A 14416-nucleotide genomic window follows, 5' to 3' on the forward strand; every position below is an offset into this window, starting at 1 on the left:
GTTGAAGCGCAGCCTACGAAAACAACCCACTCGTCTGCCTCAGACTTGTCGACGTCAACAATGCAGTACGCATCATCCTCGTCCAACACGCGCGCTACATTCAGATGGTTTACAGGATCGATTTTCAAAACTGCAATGTAAGGATGCGAAGCTGGAGTCTTTCTGAAGAGATGGTTTGCATGCGGCATTGTCACGCCAACCTTTTCCAAAGCAAGCGTCCGCTCGTGGCCAGATGAAATCGCTCATATGATCATGGTGAAGCTCCAACTTGGCGAGCAAAATATTTCTTTTCGACAAACGGAAAATCTCATTCTTAGAACGACCACAACCGGGGCAAGACCATACCCTCCACGTAAGAGCCCAGTTGTCATTGAGATCGAGCCCTTTGGCATCGTGCAAATCTATTGCGGACTTTGTCTCACGACTCCATCGACCGTCATATATTTGGAAGTAGAACTGCATATCCTCATCGGATAAATTCGAAGGGCGATGAAAGGTTAGCCAAATCGACCACCACTTAGAATCCGGATGATAGTTCGGTTCGAAGTACAGCTCGCCATCATACTCCTTGGTTCTATCCAAGGCTTTCCTCCTTTGAATATGCAAACCAAACTTGCATATTCTCTTTATGCTCGCAATTTATTGGAGCTGTTTGCGCAATAAGCCAACCGGGTGAATTAACGCATTACGTCTGGGCCGATTATGCCATTGTTCAGTAAGACAAGCTGCGATGCCTTCTAAAAAAACGCGTCGATCAGAGATCAAAGGGATATTGATGCTCTCTACAACAGGTGGAAGTGATGAAGGGCGGGGGACGATGTATAGGGCTTGCTCTTGATAAAAAGTGCAAAACGCGCATTGTATTTACAATGATTGGCCTATTCGCTTCAGCTGACCCGGTTATAGAAAATCATCTAAATGACATACGGCGAGCTTTTTTACATGTTCATTTTCCCCGTCGCCATAGCAACGGGAGGAGTCATCATCTCATGTTATGTTCGCAACGCAGATAATTAATTTCACTCAGAATAGTAAACTTATCTAATTTATGCGGACTAACCGCCGATATAATAACTAATTCCGGAAATAGGAAGCACTGCGCAGAATGAGGTAAATATACCAAAAGCATCTTTATTTCTCACAGCTGCTGCGCGCGTATGTGTATTCATATAAAATTCTCAGAAGATATTTCTAAAAACTGGTTACTATAAGGTGCGCCATATTTGTTTTTAAAATCCGGGCCCCTCACCCAGCTTTGGCTGAATTATTCTTCTGAGTTGAATCCGACGAGGGAAGGAACGCCTGCTTTAGCGTGGGCAGTTCTTAAAAAAATACCCGCTTGACTGAAATGTACGCGATACGTACATTGTATATTGTTCGTGGGATCGGAGGTTAATAGCTAGGGTAAAATAACCCACGGACAGGGACCCCAGCGAGAAGGAGCGCCGCATGACGGAAAAACTTATGAAGACGTAAAGGATCGATTGGAGAATGATTAAATCCTTCGGTGATGAAGAAACAGAGCGGTTTTTCAATGAGGGCGTCGTTCCTCCCACGTTACGGCAAATAGAAAATCCCGCTCTACGAAAACTACGCATGTTGGATAGCGCCGAATCTATCGTTGACATATCGAAGGTGCCGGGAAATCGCCTTGAGAAAATCAAGTCGAAGCCCGGAAAGTACAGTATTCGTGTCAATGACCAGTACCGCGTAACTTTTTACTGGGAAGATGGCGGCCCAACTTTGGTCCGTATCGTCGACTATCACTAAGGGCAGGAAACGCCTGTTAACAGGGCGGCGTGGGACTACGGCCCCGCGCGAGCCAACAATCTAGGACTAAATTATAGGCTAACGACGGGCCATTAACGGAAGGGAGAAAGAAATCATATGGGGCGCTTGGAGCGCGTAAACACACACCCCGGAGAGGTGCTTGAACAAGAATTCTTGCTACCTCTCGATATGAACGCTACCCAGCTAGCGAAGGCTATCGGTGTTCCTGCAAACAGGATAACCGAGATCGTTGCTGAACGGCGTAGCATATCTGCCGATACCGCGCTCCGCTTGTCTGCTTTTTTCGGAACATCTGCCAAATTCTGGCTGAATTTGCAGGCATCATATGATCTGATGGAAGCTCAAGCGGAGCACTCTTACAAGGACATCGAACCATACAAGGCAGCCTAAGCACTGACTGAGCAGCACATCCGCTCTAGCGTAATCTGGGAGCTAGTAAAGGGATCTGGGAGGATGCCAACTAGCGGATTGAGCGCCAGAAAGTGAGTAGGGACATCATTTGGATTTGATCCTGAGCCCCCACGGACAAACGTGGGGGCTTTTTCATGTCACTGCATTGTTGACCCTACTCAGATTGATAATTACAGATTGAGATATCTAAAATATACAACTGCATATTGGCCGGAGTCATTTTCATGTCGGTTGCGAGAATGTTCCTCATTGCTGGATTAGCTGGTGTTTCGGTCTCAACTGCAACGCCTTCGTTCGCTCAGAATGTCCCCGTGGAACGTGACGCGGTCATCAGCGAGTACGTAACGCCTAAACAGGTGCAAGCGCTCGCGGGCATGGTGAAACTGTACAAATATCGCTGCGATAGCATATCAGCCGCTCGCCCGTTCTTGCTTTCTTATGGTTTCACACTCGTATGCAATGGATTCCGTTACGAGTACTCAATCGAAGATAAAGGCGGAAATTGGATAGTCACGGTAGAGTAGGGGGGTATAGGGTGAAATAAGCTACGTCCTTTCTTTGTAATATTGTAATTCACTAAATTCGGCGATCGTATTATTGAATAAGTTTGGAAATCGCAATGTATCGATTACTATATATTTTCCTGATTTTTGTTCTATCAACCACGATATCTTCCGCATCTGACTACAAGTATCGAGCGGAGATCATGGCCGGTGTCGCATCTGGCCATGACAAAAGCACCGAACCTAACACATACGTGTTGGAACCGGACTTCACGATCCACCCGCTGAGTACGGGTCACACATTGGATATTCCCAACGATTTCACCTACGGAGCGGCGATCTGGTGGGATATTGACTGGTTGTCATACGGCTTGGAATACACGGCCGTGAACGGCAAAGATCGATATGGTCAGAATGATAGGTTCTTCAATCGTGATGCTGCATCAGGGAGTGTGAAGTACGAGGTTTCAAGTCATGCCTTCCTGCTCAATTTGGCAGCGCGGGGAACGCTCTTTCAGCGTCTTCATCCATACGCTGGCGCAGGGATTGGACCAGCGATCATTCGTCATTCATTCGAGTATACCCCTGATTACCAGAGCTTATGGGTGCTTCCGTTTAGCTTCAATATCCAAACACGGGCTAAAAGCAAGACTAGCGTAGAGCTTGCGTATCAGGTTTTTGGCGGAATGGATTTCGATGTGACAGAGAGGGTTTATGTAGGTGGCCGAATTTCGTGGTTCGGAACCAATGAAACCTCATTTGTAGCAGATAGCGTATTTTCGAAGCGATATGGATCGGCAAATGCGAAAATCGGTGTAGCACGAGCTACCGTCAACGTTGGTATGCGCTTTTAAAGGTTCAAAAGCTTCAAGAACGTTTCTGAAAGGGAAAAAGCAGTGGTGGCTTTCTTTCGCCTTACGCGATCAGCGTTTGGATCACGTTGGTGACGACGAGGGAGTTGATATGAAGGAGACCGAGCCGAAGGATACCGTGGAAAACGAATTGGCTACGGTTTTGATGGGCGCTTTGGGCGAACCGGGGCAAGGCGACGCAGACCAAAGCGACGAATGTTTGTGGGAAGAAACCATTGCCGCGCCCGCGAAGGAACTCCAATCCGTAATCGTCCGCCGTGACGAAGAGCAAGCGCAAACCCCCCTCTGTGACATCGTGCGGGAGAAAGACAGCGCTATGGACGCGCTCACCCAGACGGATGCAGCGGACACGTTGGTGATCGCTACACTCCGCAGGAAGCTGGAAGGTGAAGTGAGGAAGCGGATCGAGCTTGAGAGCGATCTTGCCCTCGCGCGCGATCTGGCGCGGGCGCGCGAGCTTGAAATCGAGCGCATCTACGCCCGCCATCGCCAGCGCGAAGAAGAACTGCACTGGGAGGCCAAAGACGCCCACAGGCGCACCTACGACGAGGGCTACGAACTGGGATATGCCGCAGCCGCTGACTATGCCGTCGAACGCTTCGAAAAGCTCACGGGTAACATGCCGAAAAAGAAAGGTATCATCCGCAGAACGCTCGGATTCATATTCTATATCTGTATAGGAGGGTTCTTGGCGCTTCTTTTCTTCGACTCCGGGGATAAGAAGAAATAATCCTATAATCTCGGCGCGCTTGAAGACCTAGTCGGTAGGGTTTGACGATCCTGTTTAAAACCCCAGCCTTTAAGCTGTAAATTCGTGGGCTTTTAACCATTTCCATTGGGATGCAATTGAATGAGTGCTTAATCTTTTTACCAATGCGTATCACACAGTGAATTTCAAACTACTGCCTAAACGCTGACTGAGCAGCACATCCGCTTAAGTGTAATTTGGGAGCTAGTTGAGGGAACCGGGAGGATACCGCCCAGCGGATTGAGCGCCAGATAGTGATAAGGAATATCATTTGAACTACATTCTGAACCCCTACGGTCAATCGTGGTTTTATCGAAATTCTTTTTCGACTACCTATAAGGAACATCATATTATTATTTGCTATAAGAAATTTTCTTTAAAATTAGAGATTTATCTCACTTGCTTCAATTTACTGTCCGAATAGACCCAACGCTCAGCAGGTACTTCACCGAATGCCGGGAAGTCGATCTGAATTTTTCCCTCTACGATCTGAAATATTGGCGTATCGCTGCAAGATCCAAATTGCTGTGACAATATCGGGCTGCCAAACGTCAAATCGACAATCCGGTAGATTGCCGGACATCCGCTACCGCCAGAGCTAAAACCAATGATCGCCACTCCGACCGACTCATAAACGTTGTAGGTCTTGGCCACGAACCCGTATCGAGCGTCATCTTGGTAATATAAAGGACGTTCGTCCACTAATATTTCAACACGAAATTCTTCAGATAATTCTCTTACCGTCAACGATCCATTTAGTGTTTCGATAGTTGTTTCTGCAATGGCCGCATTAAACGTCGAGATAATCAGAAATATGCCAAATAAAAGAGATTTATTCATTGTTAAATTCCCATCGAAGTGAGTTAAGATGTACGAAACTGCGGCTAAATTCAATCCTAGCCCAACTGCAGAGTATTGATTTTCAAGAGAGAGAGAGTTCGTCAAATCAACCAATCGAGAGGACTTTCAAGACCGAGCGTACGGGCCAACTCCTCTTTTTCGGGATCTTCGCGAATCTCAATCAACTCTAAAAGCCCGGCATCACACAGATCGGCGCGTATATTTCGAAGCAATTCGTGATGCAATGAGGTATTGTCATGTCCGTAGATCGCTTCGACCAACCAATTCCGTCCGTCGCTAAGAGGTTTCAGCTCGACTACGGCACCCGGCGATACGGCCCATTCAAGGTAGTAGTAGCGACCGAGTAGGACGTCCCGAATCTTCTTCCCAAGGCAATTCCTGAAGCGTCGACCTGCTTCGATCATATCTGTTGCTGATGATAAGGGTCGGAACCTATCTGTCCTGATTTCGGGCCCAGTCGGAAATCTGTCCGCCTTTCGAAACCATTCCTGAAAAAATGCGTCCGTCGTGCTAGCGGGACCGACCATCTTGATGCTCCGGCGCAGAGCATGGTCGTCGGCGCCTGAGCAATATGAACGAATGAAACGCAGGGCTTCGTTGAGCCCACTCGCACTCCCATGTCGGGAGCACATATCCACGAGATGCGGATTACTAACCCAGAGCGGATCGAGTGTTCTCAAGACCTTGATTGTCTCGGATGACATCACCCGGACATGGCGAAGGGTTCTTGCTTTCGCCCGGTGTTCCCTCTCTTGGAAAAAGCTCACCAATTCGCGATAGAGATGCGGCCGATCCAGCGGACCGCCGCCAATCCGCCCCAGTGCACCCATCAGGCCATTTTCGAATGAACCAAAAGCCGCCCGGACGAGATCGCGGCATTTTCTCTGGCACAGCGCTCTTGCGAACGCCTCCATGGGGTTAGCGAGGTTGTATGCTTCGTTTGCAGTTCCGTCGAGTTGCTGCAGAAAGCCCGATGCACCCTCCGAAGTGATATTTACCGTACTGAAAACCGCGAATAGCGACTGACGCCTCAAGTGCGAAGCTTCAAATAAGTTTACGAGGAAGCCGGGGGCTTGTTTGTCGAGAGCGATGGCAGGAGCTAATGGCCAACCAACGATAGGCCTCGGCATTTTTGTGTGAAGTTTCAACGTGAATATCCGTGCTAACGCAATTTTGCTAACACGAAAACGCAATTCGTCAACAAATTCATGCCTGTCACCATTTTCAGGCGGCTCTACAAAAAATATCGAGAGAGTGGAGATTTTTCGAACTGGTGTATCGCAAAATTTATTTCACTAGGGGATGCCTGAATCAGACAACTTCCAGTTTTTGGAAAGTAAGTTATATGAATTTTCTTCGGAAAATCATACTTAAGGCCATTATTTACTGGCATAATTGCGCCTCCGGGAAATGTATTTTTGATTAATCGTTCAAAAATACTGGAAATTTTTGGCTTTAGCGAATATTTTCTATAAAAGGGCATTTTCTGTAGATGTTCTGAGTAAATAAATATTTCAAACAACCGTGAGTAAATTATGTTAATATTAAGCGAGCTATCACAGATTCACGTTCGTCACGGATATGGAATTCAACATCGATCGAGCCATCAGACATTAGATTTGATGAAGCGATTTGATAGTGTTCAATGCCTGCCCCAGCTAATTTTTCAAATGCTGGCTGCATCAGCCCTGCAATAGCTACGGGGATCACGTCATCAGCAGCCAATCGGTCTGCCCAATGATAGTGACCGTCCTTCAGGGCATTTAGAATTTTTTCTGCCTCATCTTGTAAAGAAATAGCAGTTATCGGGTAGTTTATAGCGTATGTTTTATTGAAGTTCTCATTGTAATTTTGGGAGTTCATTGCAACAATAATATTCTTAATTGTAGTTATATTATATATGGCCAAGTTACTCATTGTCTTTATTTTTTTACATTGAAATTCCTATATTTAATATTTCCCGTTCTTGGAAATTGCCACCCTCAAGATGCATAGATTTCGGTCGAGCTCGAAATATATCCAAAAATTTTCGCGCCCAACAAAGGAGATCACACACAAAAATCATTCGGCAATCTTAGGATTCAGACTCGTTCATTGCCAGAAAGCGGCGAGTGTTGCGAGGGCTACGGCGAAGATGAAGTTCCTTGCGAATTTGTCGTAGAGGGTTGCGACGCATCGGAAGTCTTTCAGGCGGCAGAAGGCGTTTTCGATGAGATGGCGGCTCTTGTAGACCTTTGCGCCGTACCGAATTGGGCGCTTGCGATTTGAGCGGCCCGGATTGATCGGGACGATTCGAGACTGCCGCAGGCGCTTTCACAAGCTCTTGGCATCATATCCTTTATCGGCGAGCAGGTACCTTGCACCCTTCAGGCCCGCCAGCAGAAGAGGCGCAACCAGACTGTCTGCGGCATTGCCACCTGCCAGCATGAACGCAAACGGGTTAGGGTGATGACGCCGCCTGCGGCCGCATCCTTCAGCGATGCGTTGAACGTGTTGTCGAGTTTCTCCGCCATGGTCAGACCTTCTCCACTTCCGGGCAGTCGAACAGGCCTTCAGACATGAAGATCAGCACGGTGGCAAGGATGGAAAACGCCGCAACGTCCTTGTATTCGATCGAGAAATAGCCGGAGCAGAAGGTCTCGATCAGCCCGATCAGCAGGCCGCCGTCATGGTGGAACTGGAGCGGATCGTGCGGCCGGGCGGCACTGTGATCATCGTTAATCACTTCAGGAAGGATCGCGGCCCCCTTGCAGCGCTTGAGCGTTTTATCGTGCGCTGGAGCAAGCAGTTGGGCTGGGACCCGCTTTTTCCCAAGAGCCGTATCCTCGACAACACCTCGATGACCTTGGTCAGCGAAACGCAAGTGCTGCCCCTTGGCCGTTTTCGGTTCTTGTCTTCCGCCGCTAAATTTTCAAGGCGCCTATGGGTAGCTGCATGGGCCGTGCAAGCCGCTTTGATCCACCGCTTCCCTTCATACCACCGGCGTTTGATGCTGCGATGCGGACAGCTCCGATCCCTGCTCCTTCAGGATCGCGATGATCTGCTCCTCGCTGAACCGGCTGCGCTTCATGTTCTGGTCCTTTCGATACGGCCAGAACGAACTTCAAGCTGGATTAGGTTTGAGGGGCAAGGTCAAAACTAATACTGGTTACACCATCTCTTGATCGTTCACTCACCGCATTCACCGCTTGTAGAACTACGTATCGATAATGAAAACCAAACAGCATGGTTTCAAGCAGAAATCATGGCTAGCCCGTACTAACAACTGCCACCAATATGAAAGCACATCCATCGAGCCGCACAGAAACAATAGCATCACATGATGACAGCAAGTCCGCATGGGAAGCCCGAGATTGCCTTCTGGGTTGCAAAAGACGTGGGCTTGAATGCGAAGGGATGGGGTAGATCGCTATGCCAGTTGCTCTACAACACTTTGATATTCAGCAGTCGCTACAAGCGCGGGATTAGCTTCGGTTATTCGACCTAGAATTTCCATTGCATAGCCATGATCCCACTGGAAGGGGCGAGTGAGCCATATAAGGTGCAAAACTTCTTCAGGAAACCGTTCCGGCAGCGTTGAGCTATCTTTAAAGTCCTCATGTGTGTTTTCTTCCCACTTTTTAAGAGAAAAGAGTATCGTTGAAGCTGTCGGTGTTTGGCCCAACAATCCATTGTCTTCCAACCAACTCAGCGCTTTTGGGAAGCTTGCGTTGCTGTACACGGCAACCATCGCGAAGTCTTCCATTGTATGCATGGTCTGCTTCGCCGCGTCGCGAGGCCAGTGCGTGTCGATCCAAGGTTTTACAGTCTGAAGCCAATAGGTTGCAGCGTCCTTTTTGGAATTTAATATTCGATGTCTAAGGAAACTCGACATATCCTCCAAACCTTTCGCGCCAATCCGATCGAGAATGTCTCTTACGGTCTTCTCTGAGGCCGCTTTGAATTCCATGGATGCAAGCAGGAATATTTGGCAAAGCCTCTTATAGTTGTTCTCGTCGAACCGCTCCGGCATTTGTAGAGCTATGATGCAGTCTGCTTCGATCAGCTTAAATAGATCTGGACTGATACGAGCGGGCCACAGAAACGCGCTCCAGTAGGCCGCTGCATTTGGATTGCCTTCCCAACTCAGTAGAGGCAACACATTCTGCTTTGTGAACTCGGGCGCTACGGCGTGAAGGATTTCGGCCCTTGATGCGACAATCACTGAAGATGCGTCAACTGCGCTATGATCTGTTCGTTCAACTATCCTTTTGAGGCGATCAGATAGCTCCTGTGGTATTCCACCGCCTACCTTGGCGTCTTTGGGCCAAAGGTACTTTAGGAGCTCTTCAGTGAGCTTGCCCGCAGGATCATTGATTGCGAAACCGACTGCATCTTTTGGATCGCGCTCCTCGGAGGGATCCTTGGCGGATGCCACCCAGATGCGATCCCAAATTTCAAGATATCTTTCTTTTGGGAGGGAAGCCATGGGAGATTTTCGCCAGAACTCCACAATTGCATTGGCGACCTTCCGGCTCTGGAGGCTTTTGTCGGGAAGCTTCCTCAGAATGACTAGCATTCTGTCCAAATAGTTCGGCGGAATTTCTATAGCCGTTGTTTGTTCGTCAATCATCTGACGCTGCCTCAGTCGGGGGCGTCCCTGCGTTCTCTATGGCACGAGCCAGCCCTGATATGCCCTCGCTCCAAAAGTCTTCGTCCTCCAGTTTCTTTTCGACTCCTTCCTCCAGAGTTTCCAGCACAGCGCGTGGATTGCTTATTGCCAATCGTTGCAGCATACGCGATTGGTCGGGTGACCATTTGTCCACTCGTTCACCGGCCGTCATCTGTACAAATTCGGGAAGCGCTGCAGGCTCGATCCCCTCATCCCATTCAACATACCTCGTAGGGCCAGAATAGATTACGAATTCATCGCTTTGATCTTCAGGCGGAGAGTACGGAAATCTCTCCTTGAGAGCTGAGAACCGCGACGCCACAGTCTGAGGAAGCGTTACGCCACCCTGCTCCAATTTGCTCAGGTACTTGGTGATGATACGATCTCTAAACTCGCGCCAATCCCCATCGGGCATGTCACGGTATCGTTCTCGAACAGGCCCTTTGAGGATTGCACGGCAAAGGCGCGACACTTGGCTTGTCTTCCAGTGCCTCACGCGCTCGCGAAGATACACGTTCACTTCGCGAGTAGTATCGAGTGCCCAAAGCCATTGCGCACCGTCTGTCAGCAATAGCTCTAGCGCCGATCGATCCTGCGTTGATCCGCATTTGTTGGCCGCATAGAGGAACAGTCTCTTGAACAATGGGTAGCTTTGCTGTGCCCAATATCCAGCGATTGTATTGGCGCCTTCAGCGTCAGAAGCCAGCCGTCTCTCAAACGCCGTTCGGAGTAGAAAAACCAGTTGCCCGAAATCACGCACAAACTCGTTCTGCGTGTGGGGCGAAATGGACGGAATTGAATACCCGCTTAGATCTTGTTCATCTGATACTTTCTCAACAAGAGAGAGCCAGTCCAATCCGGACTTTACGAGTTGGCTGAGTGGTTCACAGAGACTCTCAAGCCCTTTCTGCAATGCCGGAGTGCTTATGATCTGACCTACTTGATAATCCATCTGGTGATTGTGCAGTTTGAGCTCGAATTCAAACTGACCAAAGTAAGTTTCGCTATGGCCCTCAAATTCTCGGTAGATCGAGGGTTTAATCGCCAGCTTTGGTGCAACGTGTGTCAGAAACTCAAGAGCATCAAATGGGTTCTGAAAGTCCAAGCTTTCGCGCAAATCAAACCAATAGCTCGCGGGTAACTGTGACTGGGCATATGCATCGCTTGTTAGAATATCCCATAGTCGTTTTTGGTCGTCAGAAAGCGAAACACGAGTTGCCCCACCTTGTGGCCGACCATATTCCCGCGAGAATTCGGGGTGTGGTACCGCTCCGTTTTTAAGAACCCAGTCTACGAGTTCGGCCGTATCCAAGTGCCATTGCATCCATCTGAGCAGGTTTGCTGACACAGGCTTCAGACGAGAAATGTCGTTCCCATTTGTGACTGATCCCAGATAACGTGGTTCGAGGACTTTTTTCGGATCGCGTTCGCGTTGTGCCGAAAGCACTTGCAGCTCTGCGGGAGAGTAGGCTTGATCGAGTAGACCGTTCTTGGCGAAGAATGGGAGCCAATCGATCGAGGCAGTTTGCTCTCGTTTCTCTACTGTAGCGAGTGCCTCGGCGGCCTTTCCGTTTTCATCGCGCAATGCCCATAGCAATCGCTCTTGGCCAAAGGTATCTTCTGAAAGGAACGGTTTAGTCGCTTCGTTGAGAGCGAGCGTCACACGGGCATTCTGCCCACCCGATGCTAAATCTGCCCAAGCATCAAGAGTGTCATATAGCCGATGGTGACTGCCGCGATTGCGGCGAAGCGCCTCTTCTACGAAGTAGGGTATTGGCGTGACCTCTTTCAGGTCCCAACGTCGAACCACTTCCTCCTCGTCATTCTCGTTGTGCTCTACGAAGGCGTAGGGCTTTTTGAAATGGCCATCGTTCTCTGTTTCGTCAAAAAACTTCTCAGAATATGAAATCGCATCGAGCAGGTATCTCATAATGCGGTCATTCAGGCTGTAGCCAAGGAAAACAACCGTAAAATTTCTCAGAAGCTCGACGACGAAGCGACTACAGTAGCTATCGGTCACATAGGCTTCGCCAAAGTCAGCGGAGGTGAGAACCAAGTTGCCCAATTCGAGGTCGTTTGGCTTAGCAGGCAAAAGCCCGTGCAGGTGCAATATGCTGTCCCAGCGATCTGCCTTCGGAACGGGGAGCTTTGGCGCGCTATCGACATTGATGGGCGCCAGCTTTCGCGTCGCCTTTATGAATAGCCTGTCGAAGTTGGTTGTGATGAGCCTGCACGTTCCATCTCTCAAGCGAGAGAGGCGAAGGATTGATATGTGGTTTTTTAGCGTCTTTGGCCTTCGGGAAAGGATTTGGGCTGTATCATGCCTGAGCTTGACCGCATTCTTCCCCAGCTTCCTTTGGATTATAGATAGCGCAAAATCATAGTCTCCTCGATCGATGGCTTCCTGTAGTTCTGGGGTCGCCGTAATCGGATTTCGCTTTTCGAGTTGTTCCACCAAGCCACCAAAGAGTGGGTATCCGGCATCCAAGGAAACACCAGCTCCACAGAAGAACACCACGCCGCCCTCTGCGTGTGCATTGAGGAGTGCTTCGGGTATGTTTGGGCCTTCGGGAACAAGCTGCATCAGTATTACCTAAAGATGATGATTAGATGCTAAAACGATCTGCACATTAGTTGAGGGGTCGTAGTTGTTTTCGTCAAGGGCTCTGGGCAGGGGGACGCGAGCATGAATGAATTCGAACATATAGGGTTTTCGTATCAAGAGGATCTTCCAGAACAGATCGCTAGCGATTTCATGAATGACGTTCGCAGAGGCGGCATGGTCGTTCGCGGCGAGTCCCGGCCTATCGGCTACTATGCGGGCATCGAATGGGCCGTTTCAACGTTGGTCGTGGTTTATGTGCTGCGGCCGTACTTTGAAGCGTTTCTCGGTGAAGCGGGCAAGGACCATTATGCTGCCTTGAAGCGCGCCATACTCCGGCTCTTTGTGAAGATTTATGGTGCGAAGCCCGAAACAAGGCCCAGCGGCCGGTCGCTTGTCTTTTCCGTTCGATCGGTCGTGCGAGATGGACGGTCGATAAAGTTCGTGTTTCCTGAAGGGATTTCCTATGAGGTATATGAAAAGATTCTAGAGGAGCTCTTGGCCCTTCTTGCCGAACACCACGCAGAAGGCGGTGGGGATCGACTAGGCGAAATCGTTTCGGTTTCGAGCGGTACGGGTGGGGCATTGTATGTAGAGTATTCAGTGAGTGAAGGGGGTTGGGTGCTACTCGATCCCAAAGATGAGGCAAGAAAGCGGGGGAAGGCCGCGCCTACCAGCAGAGGTGGTGGTGTTGACCTTCCTGATGGAAGCTAGTTTGCAAGCGCTGCTCCCGCCTCCTTTTTCCCCAACCGATCCCCTTACCCAGCTCCACGAGTCTTTTTCGTTTCGGCCCACTCAAGAAGACTTTTCTTCTCTTCGATCCACCCTTCTAACTCACGAGTGGTGATTGGGCGCACCGGTTGCAATGCAGGGGGCCATTCTTCTGGGAAATTGGTTCGTGCCCGTATTTCATGTGTATCCGTGGCACATTGATCGAGCAGTTCTTGGAGGGCCGTGAACGCGACTGCCGGGTGCGCGGAGTATACAGTGAGAGCCTCCCCCTCCGTGGGGCGTGGAATGTACCGATAGGCATGGGATGAATGCGCTTCATCCATCGCCATTATTGCATCAGCGACGTCGCGGGTCGTCCGCAGTCCTTGGTTCACCGCCAGAAGCAGTAGCGCGTTTAGAGAGTGTCGAATACTGGCTCTTTTCAACTCCTTTTCCGATACACCTTCGCGTTCGAGAAACGCCTTGAGTGTTAACTCCGCCGACATGGAAAGGAGATGATTTAGCGGCTCCCAGAAAGCGTTTGCGTCTGGTGAGTTTTTCCAAACGACCCTCGCAGCATCAAGGTAGCGGATTGCCATAGCCGTGGTGAGCTTGTGGACGTTCTTTGCCATCTAGTTGACCTGCCTTGGTGGTGGTCTCAAACGGAGAAGACCAAAGGGCGAGTATTGGGGTGGCGATAAACGTCCCTCAATCAAAACTGAATTGCCTATTAGCCGTAAGTATTAAAACAAGCAGCCGCTCAGAAATTTTCCAAGCGATAGTTGCTTGATGGCACGGACATTAGTGTTGGCTGGAAAAAGGGGCGCAAACGGCGCCCCTATATCCTCGGCGATTGAGTCGACAAATCTATGAGGTTTTGGTGGGTTGCAGTACCCTGTAAGCTTCCTTCTCCCCAGTCGAATGCTTGATCCAGTTCCACGGGGCGCGGGGTTTGTCCATCTTTGCAAGCTCGGGGTACTTCTTCGGGTCGTGGGCAGCAGAGCGCAGCGATTTCTTTTTCTTCCATAACGGCGTGACGGCGCTGTGCAACAAGATGAGCTTGGACGGCGACACGCTTTCCCTGTGGGGCCTTAGCATCGTCAATGGTTGCCAATCGCTGAACACGATCCTTTCGTGCAGCGAAACGTTCAAGAAGGTAGACGACGCATTCATCCTGTTCCGGTTTTACGAAATTCCCCAACGCGGCCGGGCGGACAAGATTTCGATCTATACCAACTCGCAAAGTGCGGTTAAGGCACGCGACCT

At 49.6% G+C, this 14416-nt stretch carries 13 protein-coding genes and 2 pseudogenes; 6 read left to right on the plus strand and 9 right to left on the minus strand.

Annotated features, from left to right (window positions below; translation table 11 throughout):
• Positions 1 to 209 (minus strand): hypothetical protein (locus tag GR183_RS21830; protein WP_208999954.1); only part of this gene is annotated, 209 nt, incomplete at its 3' end.
• Positions 210 to 1491: 1282 nt separating this feature from the next.
• Here GR183_RS21830 and GR183_RS21375 point away from each other — a divergent pair.
• The 4 genes from GR183_RS21375 (at position 1492) to GR183_RS21395 (ending at position 4307) form a co-directional block, all read left to right on the plus strand.
• The gene (locus GR183_RS21375) at positions 1492 to 1770 is read left to right on the plus strand and encodes a type II toxin-antitoxin system RelE/ParE family toxin (RefSeq protein ID WP_160777724.1); all 279 of its coding nucleotides are present in this window, start codon (positions 1492 to 1494) and stop codon (positions 1768 to 1770) included.
• Between the two features lie 117 nt (positions 1771 to 1887).
• Positions 1888 to 2181 carry a HigA family addiction module antitoxin gene (locus GR183_RS21380; protein WP_160777725.1) on the plus strand — a complete coding sequence of 98 codons (294 nt, stop codon included), beginning with the start codon at positions 1888 to 1890 and terminating at the stop codon, positions 2179 to 2181.
• Between the two features lie 640 nt (positions 2182 to 2821).
• A complete protein-coding gene (locus GR183_RS21390) occupies positions 2822 to 3559 on the plus strand; it encodes an outer membrane protein (protein ID WP_160777727.1) in 738 nt (245 codons plus the stop codon).
• 109 nt (positions 3560 to 3668) lie between these two features.
• Complete coding sequence (locus tag GR183_RS21395) at positions 3669 to 4307, plus strand: hypothetical protein (protein ID WP_160777728.1); 639 nt, start codon at positions 3669 to 3671, stop codon at positions 4305 to 4307.
• A gap of 408 nt (positions 4308 to 4715) precedes the next feature.
• Here GR183_RS21395 and GR183_RS21400 read toward each other — a convergent pair whose 3' ends face one another.
• The 7 genes and pseudogenes from GR183_RS21400 to GR183_RS21435 form a co-directional block, all read right to left on the minus strand.
• A complete protein-coding gene (locus GR183_RS21400; RefSeq protein WP_208999955.1) occupies positions 4716 to 5279 on the minus strand; it encodes a hypothetical protein in 564 nt (187 codons plus the stop codon).
• Positions 5267 to 6334 (minus strand): hypothetical protein, encoded by a 1068-nt coding sequence (locus tag GR183_RS21405; RefSeq protein ID WP_160777730.1) that lies wholly within the window; start codon positions 6332 to 6334, stop codon positions 5267 to 5269. The genes GR183_RS21400 and GR183_RS21405 overlap by 13 nt, the downstream gene beginning before the upstream one ends.
• A gap of 385 nt (positions 6335 to 6719) precedes the next feature.
• The gene (locus GR183_RS21410) at positions 6720 to 7103 is read right to left on the minus strand and encodes a hypothetical protein (protein ID WP_160777731.1); all 384 of its coding nucleotides are present in this window, start codon (positions 7101 to 7103) and stop codon (positions 6720 to 6722) included.
• A 174-nt stretch (positions 7104 to 7277) separates the two neighbouring features.
• A pseudogene (locus tag GR183_RS22070) lies at positions 7278 to 7628 on the minus strand (transposase); the annotation flags it as partial.
• Between the two features lie 73 nt (positions 7629 to 7701).
• Positions 7702 to 7851 (minus strand): annotated as a pseudogene (locus GR183_RS21425) (branched-chain amino acid ABC transporter permease LivH); the annotation flags it as partial.
• Between the two features lie 744 nt (positions 7852 to 8595).
• Entirely contained in the window at positions 8596 to 9798 is a 1203-nt protein-coding gene (locus GR183_RS21430; protein ID WP_160777733.1) for a hypothetical protein, read from the minus strand.
• Positions 9791 to 12421 carry an SIR2 family protein gene (locus GR183_RS21435; RefSeq protein WP_160777734.1) on the minus strand — a complete coding sequence of 877 codons (2631 nt, stop codon included), beginning with the start codon at positions 12419 to 12421 and terminating at the stop codon, positions 9791 to 9793. The genes GR183_RS21430 and GR183_RS21435 overlap by 8 nt, the downstream gene beginning before the upstream one ends.
• A gap of 102 nt (positions 12422 to 12523) precedes the next feature.
• Here GR183_RS21435 and GR183_RS21440 point away from each other — a divergent pair, with 102 nt between their 5' ends.
• Entirely contained in the window at positions 12524 to 13153 is a 630-nt protein-coding gene (locus GR183_RS21440) for a hypothetical protein (RefSeq protein ID WP_160777735.1), read from the plus strand.
• 44 nt (positions 13154 to 13197) lie between these two features.
• Here GR183_RS21440 and GR183_RS21445 read toward each other — a convergent pair whose 3' ends face one another.
• Entirely contained in the window at positions 13198 to 13782 is a 585-nt protein-coding gene (locus GR183_RS21445; protein WP_160777736.1) for a hypothetical protein, read from the minus strand.
• Positions 13783 to 14102: 320 nt separating this feature from the next.
• Here GR183_RS21445 and GR183_RS21450 point away from each other — a divergent pair.
• Positions 14103 to 14416: AIPR family protein (locus tag GR183_RS21450; RefSeq protein ID WP_202396238.1), on the plus strand; the 314-nt coding region annotated here is incomplete at its 3' end.

Origin of the sequence: Stappia sediminis, from assembly GCF_009826895.1 — a bacterium.
In the GTDB taxonomy this organism is placed as follows: domain Bacteria; phylum Pseudomonadota; class Alphaproteobacteria; order Rhizobiales; family Stappiaceae; genus Hongsoonwoonella; species Hongsoonwoonella sediminis.

What these genes read in the sequence shown, in the direction of transcription:
- GR183_RS21380 (WP_160777725.1), top strand. Translation starts at nt 1,888, where the DNA reads ATGGGGCGCTTGGAGCGCGTAAACACACACCCCGGAGAGGTGCTTGAA.
- GR183_RS21390 (WP_160777727.1), top strand. Translation starts at nt 2,822, where the DNA reads ATGTATCGATTACTATATATTTTCCTGATTTTTGTTCTATCAACCACG.
- GR183_RS21440 (WP_160777735.1), top strand. Translation starts at nt 12,524, where the DNA reads ATGAATGAATTCGAACATATAGGGTTTTCGTATCAAGAGGATCTTCCA.
- GR183_RS21430 (WP_160777733.1), bottom strand. Translation starts at nt 9,798, where the DNA reads ATGATTGACGAACAAACAACGGCTATAGAAATTCCGCCGAACTATTTG.
- GR183_RS21395 (WP_160777728.1), top strand. Translation starts at nt 3,669, where the DNA reads ATGAAGGAGACCGAGCCGAAGGATACCGTGGAAAACGAATTGGCTACG.
- GR183_RS21410 (WP_160777731.1), bottom strand. Translation starts at nt 7,103, where the DNA reads ATGAGTAACTTGGCCATATATAATATAACTACAATTAAGAATATTATT.
- GR183_RS21435 (WP_160777734.1), bottom strand. Translation starts at nt 12,421, where the DNA reads ATGCAGCTTGTTCCCGAAGGCCCAAACATACCCGAAGCACTCCTCAAT.
- GR183_RS21375 (WP_160777724.1), top strand. Translation starts at nt 1,492, where the DNA reads ATGATTAAATCCTTCGGTGATGAAGAAACAGAGCGGTTTTTCAATGAG.
- GR183_RS21445 (WP_160777736.1), bottom strand. Translation starts at nt 13,782, where the DNA reads ATGGCAAAGAACGTCCACAAGCTCACCACGGCTATGGCAATCCGCTAC.